Annotated in this window: 19 protein-coding genes; 11 read left to right on the top strand and 8 right to left on the bottom strand. The window is 54.3% G+C overall.

Features of this window, described 5'->3' with window-relative positions:
• The 5 genes from KO503_RS10055 to KO503_RS10035 all read right to left on the bottom strand — a co-directional run bounded on the left by KO503_RS10055 (position 1) and on the right by KO503_RS10035 (position 5,705).
• Positions 1–1,389, bottom strand: coding sequence for a glutamine synthetase family protein (locus KO503_RS10055; protein WP_215991427.1), 1,389 nt, complete (start codon positions 1,387–1,389; stop codon positions 1–3).
• Between the two features lie 172 nt (positions 1,390–1,561).
• Positions 1,562–2,920 (bottom strand): amidase family protein, encoded by a 1,359-nt coding sequence (locus KO503_RS10050; protein ID WP_215991426.1) that lies wholly within the window; start codon positions 2,918–2,920, stop codon positions 1,562–1,564.
• Positions 2,921–2,944: 24 nt separating this feature from the next.
• Positions 2,945–4,207, bottom strand: coding sequence for a TRAP transporter large permease (locus tag KO503_RS10045; RefSeq protein ID WP_215991425.1), 1,263 nt, complete (start codon positions 4,205–4,207; stop codon positions 2,945–2,947).
• A complete protein-coding gene (locus KO503_RS10040) occupies positions 4,200–4,673 on the bottom strand; it encodes a TRAP transporter small permease (protein ID WP_215991424.1) in 474 nt (157 codons plus the stop codon). The genes KO503_RS10045 and KO503_RS10040 overlap by 8 nt, the downstream gene beginning before the upstream one ends.
• A gap of 54 nt (positions 4,674–4,727) precedes the next feature.
• Positions 4,728–5,705 (bottom strand): TRAP transporter substrate-binding protein, encoded by a 978-nt coding sequence (locus tag KO503_RS10035; protein WP_215991423.1) that lies wholly within the window; start codon positions 5,703–5,705, stop codon positions 4,728–4,730.
• Positions 5,706–5,969: 264 nt separating this feature from the next.
• Between KO503_RS10035 and KO503_RS10030 the strand changes: the two genes are divergently transcribed.
• Positions 5,970–6,926 carry a LysR family transcriptional regulator gene (locus KO503_RS10030; protein ID WP_215991422.1) on the top strand — a complete coding sequence of 319 codons (957 nt, stop codon included), beginning with the start codon at positions 5,970–5,972 and terminating at the stop codon, positions 6,924–6,926.
• On the opposite strand, the gene KO503_RS10025 is transcribed toward KO503_RS10030, so the two are convergent.
• From KO503_RS10025 to KO503_RS10015, 3 genes are all read right to left on the bottom strand, one after another.
• Complete coding sequence (locus KO503_RS10025) at positions 6,918–7,415, bottom strand: RidA family protein (protein ID WP_215991421.1); 498 nt, start codon at positions 7,413–7,415, stop codon at positions 6,918–6,920. The genes KO503_RS10030 and KO503_RS10025 overlap by 9 nt on opposite strands.
• Before the next feature lie 157 nt (positions 7,416–7,572).
• Positions 7,573–10,671 carry an efflux RND transporter permease subunit gene (locus KO503_RS10020; RefSeq protein ID WP_215991420.1) on the bottom strand — a complete coding sequence of 1,033 codons (3,099 nt, stop codon included), beginning with the start codon at positions 10,669–10,671 and terminating at the stop codon, positions 7,573–7,575.
• On the bottom strand, positions 10,668–11,789 hold the full coding sequence (locus KO503_RS10015) for an efflux RND transporter periplasmic adaptor subunit (protein ID WP_215991419.1): 1,122 nt from the start codon (positions 11,787–11,789) through the stop codon (positions 10,668–10,670). The genes KO503_RS10020 and KO503_RS10015 overlap by 4 nt, the downstream gene beginning before the upstream one ends.
• A gap of 398 nt (positions 11,790–12,187) precedes the next feature.
• Here KO503_RS10015 and KO503_RS10010 point away from each other — a divergent pair, with 398 nt between their 5' ends.
• From KO503_RS10010 to KO503_RS09965, 10 genes are all read left to right on the top strand, one after another.
• Positions 12,188–13,339, top strand: a complete 1,152-nt coding sequence (locus KO503_RS10010) for an MHYT domain-containing protein (RefSeq protein ID WP_215991418.1) — start codon at positions 12,188–12,190, stop codon at positions 13,337–13,339.
• A 110-nt stretch (positions 13,340–13,449) separates the two neighbouring features.
• Entirely contained in the window at positions 13,450–14,304 is an 855-nt protein-coding gene (locus tag KO503_RS10005) for an FAD binding domain-containing protein (protein WP_215991417.1), read from the top strand.
• 12 nt (positions 14,305–14,316) lie between these two features.
• Complete coding sequence (locus tag KO503_RS10000; RefSeq protein ID WP_215991416.1) at positions 14,317–14,811, top strand: (2Fe-2S)-binding protein; 495 nt, start codon at positions 14,317–14,319, stop codon at positions 14,809–14,811.
• Complete coding sequence (locus KO503_RS09995; RefSeq protein ID WP_215991415.1) at positions 14,808–17,222, top strand: aerobic carbon-monoxide dehydrogenase large subunit; 2,415 nt, start codon at positions 14,808–14,810, stop codon at positions 17,220–17,222. The genes KO503_RS10000 and KO503_RS09995 overlap by 4 nt, the downstream gene beginning before the upstream one ends.
• A gap of 63 nt (positions 17,223–17,285) precedes the next feature.
• Complete coding sequence (locus KO503_RS09990) at positions 17,286–18,164, top strand: AAA family ATPase (RefSeq protein ID WP_215991414.1); 879 nt, start codon at positions 17,286–17,288, stop codon at positions 18,162–18,164.
• Positions 18,161–19,345, top strand: coding sequence for a vWA domain-containing protein (locus KO503_RS09985; RefSeq protein WP_215991413.1), 1,185 nt, complete (start codon positions 18,161–18,163; stop codon positions 19,343–19,345). The genes KO503_RS09990 and KO503_RS09985 overlap by 4 nt, the downstream gene beginning before the upstream one ends.
• Positions 19,342–20,139 carry an XdhC family protein gene (locus tag KO503_RS09980; protein ID WP_215991412.1) on the top strand — a complete coding sequence of 266 codons (798 nt, stop codon included), beginning with the start codon at positions 19,342–19,344 and terminating at the stop codon, positions 20,137–20,139. The genes KO503_RS09985 and KO503_RS09980 overlap by 4 nt, the downstream gene beginning before the upstream one ends.
• A complete protein-coding gene (locus tag KO503_RS09975; RefSeq protein ID WP_215991411.1) occupies positions 20,132–20,740 on the top strand; it encodes a nucleotidyltransferase family protein in 609 nt (202 codons plus the stop codon). The genes KO503_RS09980 and KO503_RS09975 overlap by 8 nt, the downstream gene beginning before the upstream one ends.
• Positions 20,741–20,830: 90 nt before the next feature.
• Complete coding sequence (locus KO503_RS09970) at positions 20,831–21,283, top strand: CoxG family protein (protein ID WP_215991410.1); 453 nt, start codon at positions 20,831–20,833, stop codon at positions 21,281–21,283.
• Positions 21,273–22,202, top strand: coding sequence for an XdhC family protein (locus KO503_RS09965; protein ID WP_215991409.1), 930 nt, complete (start codon positions 21,273–21,275; stop codon positions 22,200–22,202). The genes KO503_RS09970 and KO503_RS09965 overlap by 11 nt, the downstream gene beginning before the upstream one ends.
• The last annotated feature ends 16 nt before the right edge of the window (positions 22,203–22,218 follow it).

Raw genomic sequence — 22,218 nt, 5'->3', positions numbered from 1 at the left:
CTACACGTTCAGCAAAAGGTGTTGGCGTTCCCAAGGGGAAATTTCGCGCTGATATTCTTCGTTCTCTGCGCGTTTTAGATCAAGGAACAGCTGGCAGAACTCTTGGCCGAGAACCTGCCATAGCTCATCTGCCTCTTCAAACAGATCCAAGGCCATCCCAAGGGTGTACGGCAAGGGGTGCTCTGTTTCCCAGACCTCTTTGGTGGCGGCGGGGCGGGGTTTGATCTTGTTTACAAGCCCCAGATACCCACAAGCCAGCGAGGCCGCGATGGCCAGATAGGGGTTGCAATCCATGCCGATCACACGGTTTTCCAACCGCCGCGCCGCAGGACCGGAATGAGGCACGCGCAGGCCCGTGGTGCGATTGTCTGCCGCCCATTCAAGGTTCGAGGGCGCGGATTGCCCGCCGATCGTGATCCGACGATAGGAATTCACATAGGGGGCCAAAAGCGGCACGGCTTGCATGGTGTAAATTTGCGACCCACCGATGAAATGCTCGAAAGCCTCTGTTGGATTGCCGTCGTCATCTGAGAAAATGTTTTGACCGGTTTTACTGTCGATGATCGATTGATGCAGATGCATCGCGCTGCCCGGTTCATCGCGCATGGGTTTGGCCATGAAGGTGGCGAACATGCCGTTTTTCAGCGCGGCCTCGCGGATGGTGCGTTTGAAAAAAAACACTTGATCGGCCAGTTCAAGTGGATTGCCATGCAGCAAGTTCACCTCGACTTGGCCCGCGCCGCCTTCTTGAATCACGGTGTCGATGCGCAGGCCTTGAGCTTCGGCAAAGTCATAAATCGTGTCGATCACAGGGCCAAATTCGTCAACGGCGGCCATCGAATAGACCTGACTGCCCACGCATTGACGCCCCGTGCGTCCGATGGGCGGCTCGATGGCTTCGGTGGGGTCCACATTTGGTTTTGTGAGATAAAATTCAAGCTCAGGGGCGACAACGGGGGTCCATCCCGCGGCATCATATAGGTCCAAAACGCGGCGCAGCACGTTGCGCGGAGCCACGGATAGCGGTGTGCCTTCGCGGGTTTTCATATCGCAGATCACTTGCACGGAGGCGTCGTCGCCCCAAGGGATCGCGCAGGCTGTGGACATATCGGCGACCAAGGTCACGTCGTGTTCAAACCACTGGTTTTCGATGTCCATGTCGACATAGGCCCCAGAAATCGTTTGATAAAACAGAGAGATCGGCAAATAGAACGACTCGCTTGGCTCGAACTTATAGGCGGGCATGGCCTTGCCGCGTGATGTGCCCGCGATATCAGATATGATGAGTTCGACCTCATCAAGCCCGCGCCCGTCTAGGTAATCTTTGAACGCATCTGATAGATCATTGGTCCAGTAAGAGGGGGTTTTTTTCGACTTACGCGTTGTCACGTCAGGGGCTCCTGAAAGGTTGATCGTCTGTTTGGGGCATCGTTGAACGAACTGGCGGTGTCTTGCAACGTGTGATCACTGCAAGCTGCGTCCTTATACGCCAAAACCGCAGCGTGGCGATACGCAGCGGTTTCGGGTCGAGGTAAAGTTTTGAACGTGCAGTGTCTGACTGTTAGCGCAACGTGGTCTCAATCGCACGGCAGTGTTGCAGCAATTCTATATCCAAAGAGGTGGCCATAGAAAACAGCACACCGATTGGCGCGCCGTTTTGGGCGTGCCCAGCGGGGATGTTGACGCCGGGCATGCCCAGATAATTCCCCAACATGGTGTTGCGCAAAGCCAGCAAATTTGTACGTGCAAAGTGATCTGTGTCGGCGTCCAATTCTGCGATGGCAGGGGCGGTGATCGCGACACTAGGACAAACCAATATATCGTGACCAAGGGTCTGGGTGACAGCCGCTTCCAAACGGGCGCGGTCCCATTGCAGTTGGATGTAGTCTTGGGCCGAGAATTGCGCGGCGGTTTTCATGCGCTCAAACACGCGCTGATCCATCTTGGCCGCATCAGGACTTGCCAGCAAATCTTTGTGCACCGTTGCGGCCTCAGCCACTGTTAATGTGCCGTGTTTGGCGAACAGCTCTGCCACTTCGGTGAAAATCGGAAAGGCTTGCCGTGTGATGGTATAGCCTGCTTGTGACAGCGTCTCTAACGCGGCTTCAAAGCAATCGGCAACTTCTGTGTCCAAACCGTTTAGCACAACATCTGTTGGCACAATCAGGTTTGGTTTGTCAGATGAGATGACTGGCATGGCTTGCGGAGCCTCGCTGCGCAAAATGGCGTCGAAGGTGATGATATCGTCCACGCAATGCGCGAAACTGCCAACAGAATCCAGGCTTTCGGACAATGGAAAAATACCCGTTTTGTCGTAATGGGCTTGGCTGGATTTGAACCCTGTGATGCCGCAAAAAGAGGCGGGCACCCGCACGGAACCAGCGGTATCTGTGCCAATGGCCAGCGGAACCAAAGAGGCAGCAACCGCCACGGCAGACCCAGCGGAAGACCCCCCAGGGGCCAAGGGCGTGTCGGTGGAATGCGGGTTTACGGGTGTTCCGAAATGCGGGTTCAACCCAAGGCCAGAGTAGGCAAATTCCGACAGGTTGGTTTTGCCGATGCAGATCAACCCTGCTTTGGTGCAATTGTCATAGATAACAGCGCCTTGTGTGGGGGCGGGCGCATTTTCGTAAACCGCGCTGGCGGCGGTTGTTGGTGTGTCGGGGATGTCGACCAAATCTTTCCATGCCACTGGAATACCGTCCCATTCGCTGAGCGGCTTGCCAGCCTTGCGGCGGGCATCACTGTCTTTGGCGGCTTTGATGGCGGATTCTTTTGTGAGCGTGATGAAAACCGCGTCATCGTTATGGGCTTTGATGGCGGCAAAGCAGGCTTCAACCAGCGCTTGGGATGTCAATTCGCCAGACGCAAGGCGTGCGGCCAAAGTGGTGGCGCTGACAGATGTGAGTTCGGTGTTCAATTTAGGCTCCGAGAATTTGAAAGGTCACACAAACAGCGTGATGACTTTGGGAAAAAGGATCAGCAGGATAAGCACCACCAGATAAGCGCCTATATAGGGCAGCGCGCTTTTGGAAATGTCTTCCATGCGCGATTTCGACAAGCGGGCGGCGATGAACAGATTCAACCCTACAGGCGGGGTGAAATTGCCAACAGCCAAGGCGATGACGGTGAAAACACCAAAATAAATCGGATCAATGCCCACGGCCAAAATCAAGGTGCCCAAAGTTGGCACCAACAGCACCAGCGCCGCGACATTGTCCAAAAACGTGCCAGCAAGCAAAAGCAATGCAAGGATCATCACCATGATCAATGTGGGGTTCGAGCTGAACTCTAAAATCGATGCAGCCAAGGCCTGCGGCACTTGTTCGGCGGTTATGATATAGGAAAAGGCGTTGGCCGTGCCCATCAGATACATGACAATCGCCGAACTGATGGCTGTGTCGATAAAAATAGGCCCCAGCGATTTGAACGAAATAGACCGGTAAACGAACATGCCCACAATCAACCCGTAGAGACAGGCGACAGCGGCAGATTCCGTGGGGGTAAAGATACCGCCGTAAATGCCGCCCAGAATGATCAACGGCATGACCAAGGCCAGACTGCTTTCAGCGATCACTTTGCGGGGGCGCATATCGGGGCTGACCGGTTCGCCTGACAGTCCAAGGCGTTTCGCCATAATGTAATTCACCACGCCCAAGGCGCAGGCGATCACGATCCCCGGTAAAATGCCCGCGATAAACAGATCACCGATAGAGACATCTGCGATGGTGCCGTAAATCACCATGGTCAGGCTGGGGGGAATGATCAAACCCAACGCGCCGGATGAGGCAACAACCGCGCCAGCAAAGGCGGGCGCATAGCCGCGTTTGACCATGGACGGGATTAAAATTGAGCCAATGGCCGAGGTGGTTGCAGGTGCCGAGCCAGAGATCGCGCCGAAAAAGGCAGATGCCCCAGTGGACATTTGCGCCAGCCCGCCAGGATAACGGCCCAAAGCAAGGCCCGAAAGTTTCACCAGCCGTTCGGATATCTGTGCGGCGGCCATGATATTGCCCGCGAGCAAAAACAGCGGGATCGCTAGAAAGGGAAAGGAATTGAGACCATTGAACAGCTTTTGTGGCACGATGAGCATCGGGATGGAGCTGCCAAAATACAAGGCCGCGACCGAGGCGATGCCAAGGGAAAAGGCGACAGGCACACCCATCAGCAAAAGCGCAAAGAGGGCCAGAAACAGGATTTCAGTCATGGCGTTTGTCCTTAAAAAACGGGCGCAGTTTTTGTTCTGTCAAAAAGATCAGCGCAAGGATCGAGCCAACAGGGATCGCCATTGTGATGTAGCCAACCGGTATTTTGGCCGCAGGGGATGATTGGCGCATGGCGCGCAGGGCCAAGTCATAGCCTTCGGTGGCGATCAGGCACAAAAACCCTGCCAATAAGATGAAGATCACCACATCGGCCACGCCCTGAACGGATTTGGGCAGTTTGTTTTTCAAGATATCCATCGCGATATGGCTGTTTGAGCGAAAGGCGACGGCTGCGCCTAAAAACACCGACCAGATCATTGCGTAGATCGACAGTTCACTGGCGGCCGCAAGCGAGAAATTAAACAAAAACCGACTGGCGACCTGTGCGGTGACCAATACAAACACGGCGAACAGACACAGGCCCGCAACGATCCTGACAGCCGTGTCCAAATGATCAAAGAATTTCATAAGCAGCCTTCCTGTTGGCGCGCGGGGGCATCATACCTCGCGCGCCAAGTTGGGTTAATCGGCCAATGTGGCTTGGATTTCTTCGATGATATCAGCGTCCAGCGTTTTCTTGAACATTTCAATCACAGGGGCTGTCGCAGCTTGGAACGGCGCGGGGTCGACTTCGTTGATTTGATTGCCCAAAGCGGCCAATTCGGCCCATTGGGCGTCTTCCAGATCATTCACCATTTTCAAATGCACGCCAGCCATTTCTGTGGCCGCGTCTAAGATGATGGCTCGGTGTTCATCAGACAAAGACTCAAGCAGTGCTTCGTTCATGATCAAAGGCGAGCCAAGGTAGATATGCGAGGTTTTAGAGGTATAGGCCTGAACCTCATAGAATTTCTGCGTCAAGATATGCGCAGGTGGGTTTTCTTGGGCGTCAGCCGTGCCAAGTTGCAACGCGGAATAAAGCTCGCCAAATGAAATCACCACAGGATTCGCGCCCATAGCCTTGAACGTTTCAACAAAAACTTCGCCTTCGGGCACACGGATTTTCACGCCCTCAAGCTGGGATGGATCGGTGATGGGTTGCTCGTTGTTGGTGATGTTGCGCAAACCGCCCATCCACCAGCCGATGACAGTTGCACCGGTGCCAGCCATTTTCGCTTCGAGTTTATCTCCCACTGGGCCTTCCAGAACTTCGTGCACATCATCGAGCGACGAGAACATGAACGGCAGATTCAAGATGCCCATATCTGGTACCCAATTCGACAATACAGTGTCTGAGACAAGGAAGATATCTTGCGTGCCTAGCATCGTGCCTTCGACGGCTTCCAATTGCTTGCCCAGTTGATCGGCAGGGTAGACGTCGATCTGGATCTCGCCGTTTGAACGCTCTTTGACGGTTTCGGCAAACAGTTCTGAGATGGTTTGATAGTGGTGCGTTGGGGCGCCTGTGTGACCAAGGCGCAATGTGACCTCTTGGGCGTTGGCGGCGGTGGTGAGCAGAACTGAGGCCGCGAGGATGGAGGCGGTGGAGAACAGTTTCATTGAGTTTTCCTTTGTTGGACAGGATGATGACGCGCGGTGTTCTTCTTTTTTTGCGACCCATTTGGGCCGGTTCAGAAGATTCACAAATACAAAACAAACAAGGGTTAGAGGGCTCAAAGTCCACAAACGCCCCGTTCGTTGACCAACTATGGCATTGCAAATTTTGAAGAAGGTAGCATTAACTTGCGACGTGGGCGTTGCCAAATTGGCAACAGGTGCGCGCAGGAGTTGATCGGTTTTTGTGCATAAAAATAGGGCAATGCTATGAATTTGAACGGTTTGAGGTATTTTATGGAAGTCGCAAAGTGTAAGTCGATTCGACGCGCTTCTGAGCGGCAACATGTTGCCGCCTCTGCCATCAGCCGCCAGATTTCTGCGCTGGAACATGAATTGGATTGCGTGCTGCTGGACCGGCGATCTGACGGGGTGAGCCTGACAGAAGCGGGCGAGCGGCTTTGGAAACACGGGTTGAAAATTGAGGCGCAGCTACAATTGGTTCATTCCGATATCGATGATTTGCGTGCCTTGCATCGCGGCGTGATCCGCATCACCACAGTTGAGGGGATCACCGAAAATTTCTTGCCTGATATCCTGACCGAATTCAACGAAAGCTATCCCGATGTGACCTTTGACATCACGGTAGCCAGCTTGGATGAAACGGTGAATGCGTTGGACCGCTATGAAGCAGACATCGGCTTTGTCTATGATTTCTCAAACCACCACGCGATTGAAACCACAGCCCATTATCACCAACCCTTGATGGCTTTCGTGCCGCCAGATCACCCACTCAGTGACGGGCGTGCGGTGGAACTGGCCGATATTTTGACGTATCGCCATGTCTTGCCAGATGACAGTTTTGGCATTTCGCAACTGGTCAAACGGGTGGCGAAAAAGGCAAAGGCCGACGTGTCCCCCTGTGCGCGCAGCAACCTTTTGAACTTTCTGCGCAACTATGCACTGCGCACGCAAGCGGTGATGTTCGTGCCGTTGCAGGGGGTTTATGGTGAGGTGACCAACGGGACTTTGGCACCGGTGAACCTGCAATGCGCGGCCTTTGCGCATCGACGATTGTCGATCGCGCGGCGGCGTCAACGGGCCTTGTCCCCAGCAACTGAGCTGTTTGCAAAGTTCGCCGAGGACAGGTTTCCGCTTTGGGAGGCTTTGGATGAAGCGGCACTTAAAGACGCCCAACAGATATGCTGGGCGCCATCTTCATTCTGATTTCAACAGAACCGTCATTTCGGCCTCAACTGGCGCGTCCAAACCAAGTTCGTTTTGGAACAAAGCGGCGCGAGCATGTTTGCCGCGCTCTGGGCCGAGCAGTTCAAGGTACAGGTCAGACGCGCCGTTCATCACCAGATGCGCTTCGGTAAAACCAGGTGCGGAATTAACGTAACCGACCATTTTCACGATGCGTTCGATACGGTCCAAATCGCCGATAACCAGCTTCATCAAAGCCAAGTGGTTCAGCGCCATCAGTTTGGCAGATTCATAGCCTTGGGCAATCGTCAACTCGCCGCCGAGTTTGCCTTTGATCGGCATGATGTCTTGGTCGTTTTCATCACGGATCGTGCCCAAAGTGCCTGACACGTAAAGCATATTTCCAACCTGAACGGCTGGCAGGTAGTTTCCGATGGGGCGCGGGGCAGGGGGAAGGGCCAGCCCGAGTGCTTCCAGTTTTTGTTCAATAACGCCTTTGGTCTCAGTCATGATCAATCCTCTCGATGGGTACAGATCCATCATTAGATTTTGGGATTGGTCACGGGAAGAACGTATCAGGTAGGGGAGCTTTGCCGAAACGGCAACAAACGCAGGTTTGGGTCAAAAACGACCGGTGATGTAAACCACCGGCCGCAGATTTTTATATTTAGGCTTTTGCTGTAGATGTTGTGATCTCAGATTTCAAGCGCGCCGCAGCCGCACCGGGCGCTGTGCCCCAAACGGCAATCCAGCGATAGAAGATCGGCGTCAAAAACAACGTAAACACGGTGGCAAAACCCAAGCCGCCCACAATGACCCAGCCCACAGCAATCCGCGCCTCGGCACCTGCACCTGAGGTAAAGATCAAGGGCAAACCGCCAAAGATGGTCGAGATCATTGTCATCATCACTGGACGAATACGCAGTTGTACAGCGTTTCGGATTGCGGCGTCGATGTCTTGACCTTTTTCACGCAACTGATTGGCAAACTCGACAATCAAAATCCCGTTTTTGGCCATAACGCCAATCAAAATCACCAAACCGATTTGACTGTAATAGTTCAATGATCCGCCCGTCAGCGAGATCGCCAAAAGGGCAGCGGCCAAACCAAAGGGCACCGTCATCATGATCACGACAGCGCTGGCAAAGCTTTCGAACTGCGCAGCAAGCACCAATAAAACCACAAGCATCGCCACGCCGAAGACGGCGTAAAGTGCATTTGCACCATCGCTCAGCGTTGCCGCCTCACCGGTGAAAATAAGTCCCATACCTTCGGGCAAGGCTTCAGCCGCAAGATCTTGCGCACGGGCCATAGCGGTGGACAGGTTGACACCTTCGCCAAGGTTGGCTTGCAAGTCGATCGTCAAAGCCCCGCCTTGGCGTTCGATCTGCGCCTCAGATACGGCCATTTCCAACGTGGCAAGGGCAGAAACCGGCACATAATCACCGCTGTCCAAACGCACTGACAAAGAGGCGATGTCTGACGGATCATCAATGGGCGGCCCTCCTGGCACGACGTTAACGTCAACTTCTGTGTCATTTTCAAACACGCTGACGGCGACATCGCCTTGCACCATCGCGCTGATCAGGGCTGTCATTTCTGAACTGGTTAGCCCCATGTCGCTGGCGGCGGCATCGTTGACGTTCACTTGCAATTGCGCATTCACGCTGGCGCTCGACAATTGTGGGTTCACAAAGGTCTCGTCTTGGGCCATGGCCGCGATCAGTGTTTCCGCAGCAGCGGTCATATCATCAAGATTTGTGCCGGTGACTGCCAGCCCAAGTCCGCTGCCACCGCCACGAATATTCAAGCTGTTGCTCGACCTTGCGCTGATTTGTACGCCTGGAATTGCAGACAGTTGGCCATTGATCTTGGACATGAGTTCCGCTTGGGTAAAATCACGTTCATTCCAATCGGGCAGACGCACGATGATAAAGCCACTTGTTCCGCCACCAACGCCGATAATGCTTTGTATGGTCTGAATTTCACCGGACTCGTAGTACGGCTGAAGAATGTCTTCGACCATCACCACCTGACTGTCGAGATAAGACACGGTTGTGTCCGAAGCCCCGCGTGCTTGGATCAAAAAGAAGCCCCGATCTTCGGTGGGGGTCACTGTTGACGGTAAAGTGGTCGCCGCAGCAATCGCGATCATCACAAAGCCGCCCGCAATCGCGAGGATCAGGATCGGCGTTCTGATCGCAAAATCCATGACCTTGCCGAAGTATCTGGCCAGCGCGCTTGGTTTTGTCGCTCCAGACGGGCGTTCGGCATCGCGTTTTCCAGGGTCCAAAAGGGCGGCCAAGACAGGGGTTAATGTGAGCGCCGTGAAAGACGAAAGCGTGACAGCGAAGGCCAGCACAAACCCAAATTCGGCAAAGACGCCACCGGCCTGACCGGGCAGGAATGAAATAGGAATAAACACAGCCGCCAAGGTCGCCGTGGTCGAGATCACGGCAAAGAACACCTCGTTGGTGCCTGCTGCGGCCGCCGCGAAAGCGCCCATACCTTCTTTGCGTTTGCGTACGATGTTTTCGATCACAACAATCGCGTCATCCACAACCATGCCCGTCGCCAAAACCAGCGCCAGCAAGCTGATGGTGTTGACCGAAAATCCGGTGATCCAAATCGCGGCCAAAGTGCCGATCAGCGCCACTGGAATGGTCACAGCCGGAATAAAAGTGGCCCGTGGCGAGCGCAGGAACACAAAGATCACCGCAACCACAATGGCCGTGGCCAGCATGATTGATTTCACCACCTCAGAGATCGAGCCTTCGATAAAGATTCCATCGTCTGAGCCAATGATCAGTTCGACCCCTTCGGGCAATTGCGATTGCAGCTCGTCTACGGCAATGGTCACCGCGCGCGAAATCTCAAGCGTGTTGCCGATAGATTGACGGGTGATGTCCATGCCAATCGCGGTCTGACCGTTAACGCGGGCAAAGACTGAGCTTTCTTCGGGGACAAGCTGCACCAATGCGACATCTGCGACGGTGGTTGTGCTGTTGATTTGGAGCGATGCGATTGTATCGACCGTGACATTTTTGTTGGCGACACTCAACGAAAGGGTCTGGTTTTGGGCTTCAATCGATCCCAAAGGCGTGTCATCGCGCAGGTTTTGCAAGGCGGTGCTGACGTCGAAAATTGTCAAACCGCGGCTGAGCAGGGAGGTCAGATTGACCGTGACGCGAAATTCGTTGGATTGATTGCCCCGTACGGTGACTTCGGCGATGCCATCAATCGTAGACAGCCGCTCATATATAGGCCCTTCGGCAAGCTGGGTCAGCGTGTCAAACGATGCATCCCCAAGCAAGGCCAGCCTGATAATCGCATCAGAGTTGGTGTCACTTTTGCTAACGGTGGGATCATCCACGTCATCGGGCAGTTGCCGCATTGTGCTGGATACGATTTCACGCGCTTCATTGGCCGCAACATCAACATCTGTGTTATCGGATAGGTCAATCGTGATCCGGCTTGACCCTGTGCTGGAGGACGATTCCATATAAGACAGCCCTTCGAGTGCGCTCAATGCGTCCTCTAACACTTGGGTGATTTCTGAATCTACAGTGGCAGGCACAGCGCCTTCATAAGTTGTACGCACCGACAAAACGGGGCGATCGACATCTGGCATTTCGCGCACATCGACGCTGGTTAAAGCGGCAAGGCCTGCGATAATCACCAAAAGGTTGAGAACAATCCCAAAGATCGGTCGGGCGACAAAAGTGTCGGCAAACCCAGATTTATGCAGTTTTTTCTCTAAGCTCATGACCGACCCTTTGCATCAGTGGCCGAGGTCACAGTTGCGCCATCGCGCAGTTTGGCGGCCCCTTCAACGACAACCTCACTGCCCAAAGGCACGTCGGTTTCGATCCAAACCCAGTCGCCTTCGCGGAAGCGGATGGTGACTGCGTGTCGTGTGGCGCGGCGCTCGTCTGAAACCCAAATGCCAGCGCCTGTGCGATCCCATGTGATCGCTGTGGAGGGGACGACAGGCAAGGGGGCTGTCTCGTCGACCATACGCACGTTGAACGTCATGCCCGACAACAGCAGACCTTGCGTGTTGTCAATTTCAGCCCGTCCCGTGGCGCTGCGTGTGACGGCGTCCAGTTGCGTATCAAACCCAGTGACCGCCCCTTCAAAGACGCGCCCAGTGTAGGTTGGTGTGCCAATCAAAACAGGTTTGCCTATTTCCAACAGATCCACAGAGCGCTCGGGCACTTCGAATTCCGCTACAATTGTGCTGGAATCATCGATGCTGACGATGGGGGTATTGATGGAAATGAAATCGCCCACCTGAATGTCGCTCAAACCCAATTGCCCCGCGATGGGGGCACGAATGACACGATCTTCAAGGGCAATTCTGGCCAATCCGACGTTGGCCTCAGCCAGTCGAAGGGCAATTTCGGCTTCGGTCAGTGATACATTTGTTACCGTCAGATTGCCGCTGGCTTTCAGTGCCTCATAGCGGTTGACGGTGGTTTGGGCCTGATCGCGTTCTGCTTCGGCAATTTCCAAGGCCAACTGCTGTGAGCGGTCATCCAGTTTTAGCAGAACATCACCGGCTTCGACGTTTGAGTTTGCGGCCATCAGCATTTCGGCCACGGTGCCGGCTTCACTGGCAAGAACATCAACACTGTGCTGGGCTGTCGCGGTGCCAATCGTGCGCAAGACCAGTTCGTAGCTTCGCTGTTCTAGCGGAGCCAAAACCACGGTGGTGGCACTATTACGTCGGCCCCCACCGCCGCGCGCCACTGTGGCAGCACCCGCATCACTGGGCGCATCTGAGCTGACCAGTGCTGCAATTGCAGGCGGCAGACCAAAAGAATAAACATATGCCCCAGACAGGACTGCGACGGATGCAATAACGACCAACAATTTCTTCAAACGAAAGTTCCTTTAACCGATTATGACCTTAGATAGTTTTCGGCCTTTAAGCATAGTTACGCGACAGTATGAAATTTCTGTCGAAAAAAGTTATCGAATGTACTCACATTGGCGTGAATATTGCCTTTCAGGCGATGAAAATGCCGTGGTGGCAACTTTGTTGATCGAAGCGGGCTGTTTTTCACCATAGATAGCATCCCCAAAAGCCAACGATAGGTTAGGTGTCGTGGTTTGCTTCGCACGGCGATGCGCAGAAAACGTTGAGCCACAGTTCTGCCTTGGACGGGTAAATATCTATGGTGCAGACCCGCAGGAAAATGGTCAAAGGCACATTATGTTGAGCGCAATTGGTGCATTGCCCAATTGCATTTGATTGCATGCTCATACATCTTTGGCGAATGGAATTTTTAGAATACGGACATAACATTTGGCTGGTTGCGATTTCATTTGTCGTGGCTTTATTCGGTGGTGCAGCAGGTCTGTCTTTGACCAAAGACTTGTCGCGCAAATCGGTTGCGCAGCGCAAACTTGCGGTAGCGCTTGCGTCGATTGCCTTTGGGGGTGGCATCTGGTCGATGCACTTCATTGCGATGCTGGGTTTGAGTATGCCGATCTTGTTTTACTATGACGCGGCGCTGACTCTGGTTTCGGCTTTGATGGCGATTTTAATCGTGGCCTTGGCTTTGGTGATCTTGCATTTCACCCCGCGCACCAAGTTGAGCATCATGTTCGCGGGGGCGCTTGTTGGCGCGGGCATTTTGGCGATGCATTATGTTGGTATGGCGGGGATGCAGTTGTGTCGGCCCGTGTATACGGTTTACGGGGTGCTAAGTTCGTCCGTCTTGGCAATCGGTCTGTGCATCGTCGCGTTTAGCGTGGCGTATCGGCAGCGGTCCAATCGGACGATTTTGATCGGAACGCTGTGTTTCGGGCTGGCGGTGTTTTCAGTGCACTTCATTGCAATGTCCGAAACCAATTTCATCGCTTTACCGTCGATCCGCGAGTTCGGGCCTTTGATCAGCAATGAGACCATGGCGATTGGCGTGATCTTGTCGAGCTTTGTGATTTTGGGGTCGTTTTTGTGGGTCGGATCAACGATTTTGATTCCGGCGGAAACGGCACTTGACCCAAAGCAGAACACGTCAGTGGACACAGCGCGGGCCGCAAGCGCGCAGGCTGAGAGTGAACGCCAAGCCGCCTTGCGGCGCATTCCATGCGAGCGCGATGGCGGTAAGGTTTTTGTCGCCCCCGATGACATCAATTTCGTGCGCGCCGATGGGCATTACTGCCAAGTCTACACCGCCAGCGCGCGGTATTTTTGCGTCTGGCCCATCACCGAAGCGACCAAACGGTTGGTGCCTGCAGGATTTATCAAAGTGCATCGCAGCTATTTGGTGAACCCGTCCAAGGTCACGCGGTTCGAGCGGAGTAAAGACAAAGGTCAGTGCTTTTTTGCCGCTGACAAAATGCCACCTGTGCCTGTCAGCCGATCGCAATTGAAAGATGCCGAGGCCGCCTTCAGCGACGCGGCGGCGCAACTCGTGCGCTGAGCGGCGCATTTCGTACAAAATGCGCGGAATTTAAGCGTTTTGAAAAGCGTCTGCATGCATTGGTGTGCAGCCTCTCCCTAGCCAGAAATTAAGCTTAGGGAGGAAAAGCGATGATTCCAGCGGCGTTTGAATACTATCGCCCGACAGATATGGACGGTGTTTTAGCCATCCTGACCGAGCATGGGGATGATGCTCGTGTTCTTGCGGGCGGGCACAGCTTGATCCCAATGATGAAGCTGCGCATGGCTGAGGTGCCGCATCTGATCGATCTGCAAGATGTGAGCGGCCTTACAGGCATAACAGTCGAGGGCGGCACGATCCGCCTTGGCGCGATGACCACACAATCAGAGATTATCGCCAGCGTGGCTTTGACCGAGGCCGCGCCTATTTTACGCGAAGCCTCTTTGCAAATTGCTGACCCGCAAGTGCGTTATATGGGCACGATTGGGGGCAATGTTGCCAATGGCGATCCGGGCAATGACATGCCGGGGTTGATGCAATGTCTTGATGCGACCTTTCATTTGATCGGACCTGATGGTCCTCGGTATGTTGCTGCGCGCGATTTCTATGAAGCGGCTTACATGACTGACCGCGAAGACGACGAAGTTTTAACCGCCGTGTCATTTGACCAGCCGGTGGGTGGCTACGCTTACGAGAAACAAAAGCGCAAAATCGGTGATTACGCGACGGCCGCGGCTGCGGTGCAAATCGTGAAAGAGGGGGGCAAATGCACCTCTGCCTCTATCGCGATGACAAACCTCAGTGACACGCCGATTTATTCTGAAGAGGCCGGCGCGGCCTTGGTTGGCACAGTTGTGGATGATGCGGCGATGGACGCCGCCGTTGCGGCGATGCTCGGCGATATTGACCCGACTGAAGACAACCGTGGGCCGATCGAATTCAAACGCCATGTGGCATCCTTGATCTTACGACGTGCGATCGCACGGGCGTGGTCACGGGCGTAAAGGGAGAACATTATGTCAAATAAAATGCACATCAAGCTGACCGTGAATGGCGAAGAACAAGAATTTCTTGCCGAACCACGCGAGCTGCTGATCCACACCCTGCGCGAGCGGTTGGACATCACGGGGCCACATATCGGTTGCGAAACAACGCATTGCGGTGCCTGTACTGTGACGTTGAATGGCAAATCTGTGAAATCTTGCACGGTTTTTGTCGCACAGGCCAACGGCGCGGATATCACAACGATTGAGGGCATCGGCGATCCAGACAATCTGCACGCATTACAAACGTCGTTCAAAGAACATCACGGGTTGCAATGTGGGTTTTGTACCCCCGGTATGATCACCCGTGCCGCCAAATTTTTGGAAGAAAACCCTAACCCAACTGAGGAAGACGTGCGCTTTGGAATGGCAGGCAACTTGTGTCGCTGCACGGGGTACCAAAACATCGTGAAAGCGATCTTCGCCACGGCAGACGAGCTGAACGCAGCTAAGGAGGCGGCAGAATGAAGGACGAAATCACCCGCGAAGATCGCGTCGATGCTTTGGGCGGCATGGGCTGTAAACGCAAACGTGTCGAAGATGCGCGTTTCACCCAAGGCAAGGGCAACTATGTCGATGACATCAAATTGCCTGGTATGCTGTTTGGCGATTTTGTGCGCTCTCCCTATGCACATGCGCGGATCACATCGATCAACAAAGAGGCCGCTTTGGCCATCGACGGGGTTGTTGCCGTTCTAACAGCCGAAGATTTGGCGCCACTCGGCTTGCATTGGATGCCCACGCTTGCGGGCGACAAGCAGATGGTTCTGGCGGACGGCAAAGTGCTGTTCCAAGGTCAAGAAGTGGCCTTTATCGTGGCCAAAGATCGCTATGTTGCCGCCGACGCTGTTGAAGTGCTCGACGTGCAATATGAAGAATTGCCTGTCATCACCGATCCTTATGAAGCGCTGCAATCTGACGTGGTTCTGCGCGAGGATCTGGATACGAACGTGCCCGGCGCGCATGGCCCACGCAAACACCACAACCATATTTTCACATGGGAAGTGGGCGATGAGCCTGCGACGAACCAAGTCATGGATGACGCGGAAGTCGTGGCAGAAGAATCCATGTACTATCACCGCACGCACCCGTGCCCGCTTGAAACCTGTGGCTCTGTTGCGTCCATGGACAAAGTTAATGGCAAGCTGACCCTGTGGGGCACCTTCCAAGCGCCGCATGTGGTGCGCACAGTTGCGTCTATGCTGTCTGGTATCGAAGAGCATAACATCCGCGTTGTCTCGCCTGATATTGGCGGTGGTTTCGGCAATAAGGTTGGTGTCTATCCCGGCTATATCTGTTCCATCGTGGCCTCTATCGTGACGGGCAAACCTGTCAAATGGGTCGAGGATCGCATGGAAAACCTGATGTCCACGGCCTTTGCGCGAGACTATTGGATGAAGGGTAAAATCTCGGCCACCAAAGACGGCAAAATCACCGGTCTGCATTGTCATGTGACAGCCGACCACGGTGCCTTTGATGCCTGTGCTGATCCGACCAAATTCCCTGCTGGGTTCATGAACATCTGTACAGGGTCCTACGATATTCCTGTGGCTTATCTTGGGGTTGATGGTGTCTACACCAACAAAGCGCCGGGCGGTGTGTCCTATCGCTGTTCGTTCCGTGTGACCGAAGCTGTCTATTTTATCGAGCGGATGATTGAAGTTCTGGCCATCAAGTTGAACATGGATTCAGCTGAACTGCGCCGGATCAACTTTATCCGCAAAGATCAGTTCCCGTATAAAGCCGCTTTGGGCTGGGAATACGACTCTGGTGACTATCACACAGCTTGGGATCAAGCGTTGAAAGCCGTCGATTATGATGGCTTGCGGGCCGAGCAAGCTCAACGTGTGGAAGATTTCAAAGCTGGAAAAACCCGTAAGCTTATGGGTGTTGGACTGTCGTTCTTTACTGAAATCGTGGGCGCTGGTCCTGTGAAAAACTGTGACATCCTTGGGATGGGCATGTTCGACAGTTGTGAAATCCGTATTCACCCAACCGGTTCTGCGATTGCGCGTCTTGGTACGATCTCGCAAGGCCAAGGTCACGCGACAACATTCGCGCAGATCCTTGCCACTGAAATTGGCCTGCCTGCGGATAGCATCACCATCGAAGAAGGTGACACAGACACGGCCCCTTATGGTCTTGGCACATATGGGTCACGTTCGACTCCTGTGGCGGGGGCGGCAACGGCCCTTGCAGGTCGTAAAATTCGCGCCAAAGCGCAGATGATCGCGGCCTATCTTTTGGAAGTGCACGACAGTGATGTCGAATTTGATGTGGATCGTTTCACCGTCAAAGGCGCGCCCGAAAAGTTCAAAACCATGAAAGAGATCGCCTATGCAGCCTATAACCAAGCCATTCCAGGTCTGGAACCAGGCTTGGAAGCGGTCAGCTATTACGATCCGCCCAACATGACCTATCCTTTTGGCGCCTATGTCTGCGTGATGGATGTCGATGTGGATACGGGTGTGACAGATATTCGGCGTTTTTACGCGCTGGATGATTGTGGCACACGCATCAACCCGATGATCATCGATGGTCAAATCCACGGCGGCTTGACCGAGGCGCTCGCCGTGGCTTTGGGGCAAGAGATTGCCTACGACAAACAAGGCAACGTAAAAACCGGTACATTGATGGACTTCTTCCTGCCAACGGCATGGGAAGTGCCAAACTATGAAACCGATTTTACCGTCACCCCAAGTCCGCATCATCCGATCGGTGCAAAAGGTGTTGGCGAAAGCCCGCACGTGGGTGGTGTGCCGTGTTTTTCTAACGCGGTGAACGATGCCTTTCGGTCCTTTGGGTTGACCCACACAGATATGCCACACGATCACTGGCGTATTTGGAAAACGGCCAACGCCCTTGGCTTGCACGACTAAACCACTTGCACGCTTAAACCAAAAGTAGGGTGGGCTTCGGCCCACCCGAACAAGGACAGACCCATGACTTGGACTTCGCTTCAAACTGCTCTGGCAGATCAGAATTATATTGCCTCAGATGATTTGGCTGTGGCGCTTCATTTGGCTTTGTCGCTTGAGCGGCCGATGCTGCTTGAGGGCGCTGCTGGCGTTGGCAAAACCGAGGTGGCCCGCGTCATCGCAGCGGCGCGTGATACCAAACTGATCCGTCTGCAATGTTATGAGGGCTTGGACGCCGCGCAAGCGATTTACGAGTGGAATTATCAACGTCAACTTTTGGCGATCCGTGCTGGCACCACCTCAGGCACTGAGAACGGACAAGAGATCGAACAACGCATTTTTTCGCGCGACTACCTGCTGGAACGTCCGCTGTTGCAGGCCATCACTCAAGACACGCCGCCTGTGCTGTTGATCGATGAAATTGACCGCGCTGACGAAGAATTCGAAGCCTTTTTGTTAGAAATGCTGGCGGAAAATCAGATCACCGTGCCGGAACTTGGCACCATCACGGCGACGACAAAACCGATTGTGATTTTGACCTCAAACGGCACGCGCGATCTGTCGGACGCTCTGCGCCGCCGGTGTTTGTATGCCTATGTCGAATACCCAGATCGTGACACAGAACTGGCAATTTTGCAGACCCGCTGTGGTGATGTTGATGCGCGCTTGGCCGATCAGATCGTCGGTTTCGTGCAAAAACTGCGTAAACAAGAGTTGGAAAAAACACCGGGTATCGCCGAGATGCTCGACTTTGCAGCCGCCCTGATGGGGCTTGGCATCGCTGATCTGTCGCACGACCCTAAAGCTTTGCACGCGACCCTGACCACCTTGCTGAAAACCCAAAGCGACCGCGCAGATATTACGCAAGAGGTGGCGCAACGCATTGCAGGCAAAGCCGCATGAGCCGGATCACCAAATTTGCAGGCCGCGACCCAAATCCTGCCGCTCGGATGGGTGGCTTTATCGCTCATTTGCGCGACAACGGTCTGCGCCTTGGGGTGAGGGAAACCCAAACGGCACTCGCAGCTTTGACATGTTTGGACGACATCACGCCCGCGCAAGCGCGTGCTGCGCTCAAGGCAGTGTGCGCCAGCTGCAAAGAGGACGCCGAGCGGTTTGACGATTTGTTCAATTCTTATTGGATGGACATGGGGCGCGTGCGCCAAAAGGTGATCTCGACGCCCAATCCGGCCAAGCCGACTGACGACATGCATTCCTCGCGTGATGCCAAAGGCGAAGACAGCTCGGGCGCAGGCGATGCCACTAGCCCAGATGGCGGTGAGGGCGAGGCGACCCGCGAGGGCGAAGGTAAATTGGTCGCTGTTGAGATGCGCAATCTGTCGCGCCGCGATCTGCGCGATTTGGTGCGCCCCGAAGAGGTGAAAGACGCCGAAGAGGTTGCGCGGTGTCTTGGCGCTGCCCTGCGGGATCGTCGCTCACGCCGCCGAATTGCTGCGCGCAAAGGCGACCGTTTGCATTTTCGCAAAATCATTCGGCGGTCCTTATCGACAGGCGGTGAACCTTTGCATCTGTACCGCAAAAAACGCCCTGATCGTAGTCTCAAAATCGTTGCGATCTGTGATGTCTCTGGCTCGATGACTGTCTATGCGCAGGTGTTTTTGGCGTTCCTTGCGGGGCTGATGCGCGCTGATGCGGGCTCTGACGCTTACGTGTTTCACACGCGACTGGTGCGCATCACCGAAGCCTTGCGTGACAAAGACCCAATGCGTGCCGTTGGGCGTATGTCGCTGATGGCGGATGGCTTTGGGGGCGGCTCGAAAATCGGCGAATGTCTTGGGCGGTTCTCGGACACCTATGCACGCCGTTTTGTGGATGGGCACTCGGTGGTGATCATTTTCTCTGATGGGTTTGACACCTCAGGGCCGGACCATATCGACGCGGCACTGAGCAAGTTAAGCAAACGCGGCTGTCGGATCATTTGGCTCAACCCGCTGAAAGGCTGGAAAGACTACGAACCCGTGGCCGCTGGTATGGCCGCTGCCTTGCCGCATATCGATTTGTTTAGCGCGGCCAATACTTTGTCTGATTTGGCCGCTTTGGAAAAGGAGCTTGTTCGATTATGAGTTTTACAGAAATTCTTTCCACTGAGCTGACCTCCGCCGCGCATGATCTGCGGGCAAAGGAAGAACCCTTTGCCTTTGCCACCATCGTGCGCACGGTCGGCACAACAGCGGCCAAGCCCGGCGCGAAAGCGTTGATTGGTTCTGATGGTTCCATCGTGCAAGGGTTTTTAGGCGGTGGATGTACCCGAGGTGCTGTGAAACGGGCAGCGCTTAAAGCAATTGACAGCGGCAGGCCGCAGTTGATTTCAGTGGCCCCTGATGAGGCGTTGAAAGACCTCGGCGTTGCTTCTGGCGAGGTCACTGCTGGTGTGACTTATGCACGCAATGGCTGCCCGTCGCGTGGCACGATTGATATTTTTATCGAGCCGATTTTGCCCATGCCAGAGCTGGTTTTATATGGCGCTTTGCCGATTGCCGATGCGCTTGCGCGGTTGGCCCCGCAATTGCATTGGTCGGTTGTCCGCGCCGGTGAGGCGCTGCCAGTCACGCCGCGCTTTCGTGCCATTGTTGTGGCCACCCAAGGGCAAGGCGATTTCGATGCTTTGAGCGCCGCGGTGCAAAGTGACGCCGATCACGTGGCTTTTGTCGGCAGTGGCAAAAAATTCGCGGTGCTAGCCGAAAAGCTTAAAACCGCTGGCTTGTCTGAGGCACAAATTGCCAAGGTTTCCTCACCCGCAGGCCTGAATATTGGCGCTGTGACGCCAGAAGAAATCGCACTGTCGGTTATGGCAGAACTCACGCAGTTGCGCCGCGCAGATAAAGATAGAAATCAAAACGGTGCGCGGGATGAATAACGTCGATGCGATCATTCTAGCGGGTGGGTTGTCGCGTCGCATGGGCGCACAAAACAAGTTGCTTTTGGATTGGGACGGCGTGCCGATCATCCGTAAAGTGGTGCGGACCTATTTGAATGCAGGCATCGCACAAGTCACTATTGTGACGGGGTTTGAAGCAGATCTTGTGCAAGAGGCCTTGAACGATCTACCGCTGCATTGGTGTCACAATCCTGCGTTTGAGCAGGGGCAGAACACCACTGTTGCGGCGGGCCTGCGCCAATCAACAGATGCGAATGCGACCTTGATTGGGTTGGGGGATCAGCCTTTGCTGGAACCCGCCGATCTGCACGCTCTGCTTAGCCTGCATTTTGGCAGTGATCCGCATAAAATTTCCATTCCCGTTGATGGCGACAAGCGCGGCAATCCCGTTGTGTTGCCCAACGCCTTGCGCCCGAGACTTTTGGAAGATCGTGCGCAGCCGGGCTGCAAGCGGTTTATCCAGATGCATTCCGATTTTGTGCAACGGCAAAGCCTGAGCGCTGCGGGATTCTACACCGATATCGATACGCCCGAAATCTATGCCCATCATCAAGGAGACCGCCATGAAATCTCTCACTAAGTGGATCAAGGCACGATTGACCCTCACACCTGCGCAAGCCGACGCTTTGGCTCGCATGAAATTCCCCTGTTGTTAATAAAAGGAAAAACAATGGAACTTGCCGACGAAATTAGAATCGCCGCCCCAATACATGTGGTCTACGCCGCATTGAACGACCCGGACGTGTTAAAACAGTGCATCCCCGGATGTGAAGAGTTGATCAAGCATTCAGACACGGAACTGGAAGCCAAAGTGGTGCTGAAGGTCGGTCCGGTCAAAGCAAAATTCGGCGGCAACGTGACGTTGGATACGGCCGGTGCGCCTGAGGCGTTTTCATTAACAGGGCAAGGCAATGGCGGGACGGCTGGTCATGCCAAAGGCGGCGCGGATGTGACGCTGACTGCGGACGGCGATGAGACGATTTTGGTCTATAATGCCAAGGCCGAAATTGGCGGCAAACTTGCGCAGCTTGGCAGCCGTTTGATCCAAAGCACTGCTAAAAAACTCGCGGCCAAGTTCTTTAAATCCTTCGCTGAGATTGTATCGCAAGAACATGCTGCCTGAGCGGATCACCTATGTGGAACACGCCGCTGATGTCATGGCGCATGCGGTTCGGCTGCATGCGGCTGGCAAAGGTCTCGTGCTGGTCACCTCCATTGATATTAAAGGGGGGGCCGCGCGCGAACTTGGGTCGATCGCTGTGGTTGATCCAAACGGCGAAATGTTTGGTTATATGTCCAACGGCTGCATTGATCGCGACATCCAATTGCGCGCGATGCAGATGGTTGGCAGTGATCACGCACGGGTTATGCGATACGGTGAAGGTTCATCGTCGTTTGATCTAAAATTGCCCTGTGGTGGTGCGTTGGAGCTGTTGTTAGATCCATCGCCCGACATAGATGCGATTGAGCGGGCCTATCGTGATTTGCAAAACAGAATGGCCAGCACCCTGTGCTTTGCTGTGCCAGATAGATCAGAGCCTATTTGTTTTGAATACACCCCAAAACCGCGTCTGTGTTTGGCGGGGCGGGGGGCCGTGTTTCGGGCCACAGCGCAGGTTGCATCAACAGCTGGCTTTGAGGTGGCACTGTATTCACCAGAGGCAGAGGACCTAGAGGCCTTGGCCGATGTGCCAAGCGTTGAGGCGATTTTGCTGACCAGTCCAAGTGCTGCACCAGACTTAAAGATGGATTCTTATTGCGGGTTCTTGACCCTGTTTCATGATCACGATTGGGAGCCCATGTTGCTGGCCGCAGCTGTCAAAACCGATGCGAGGTTTATCGGCAGTTTGGGCAGTCGCAAAACTCATGCGATCCGTTTGGAGACTCTCAAAGCGATGGGAATAGACCCCGCACAGCTTGAGCGATTGCGTGGCCCAATTGGGCTGGTGCCATCCCTGCGCAGTGCGCCGTTTATCGGAATTTCGTCCATCGCTGAACTTGTTGACGCGTTTCCGCGTACCATTTTTGTAAAAGACATTTAAAACCCACGTATGCTTT

Source organism: Pacificibacter marinus (assembly GCF_018860505.1).
Taxonomy (GTDB): Bacteria; Pseudomonadota; Alphaproteobacteria; order Rhodobacterales; family Rhodobacteraceae; genus Celeribacter; species Celeribacter marinus_B.
Note: the sequence above shows the minus strand (reverse complement) of the source record. Positions and strands in the feature narration are given on the sequence as shown.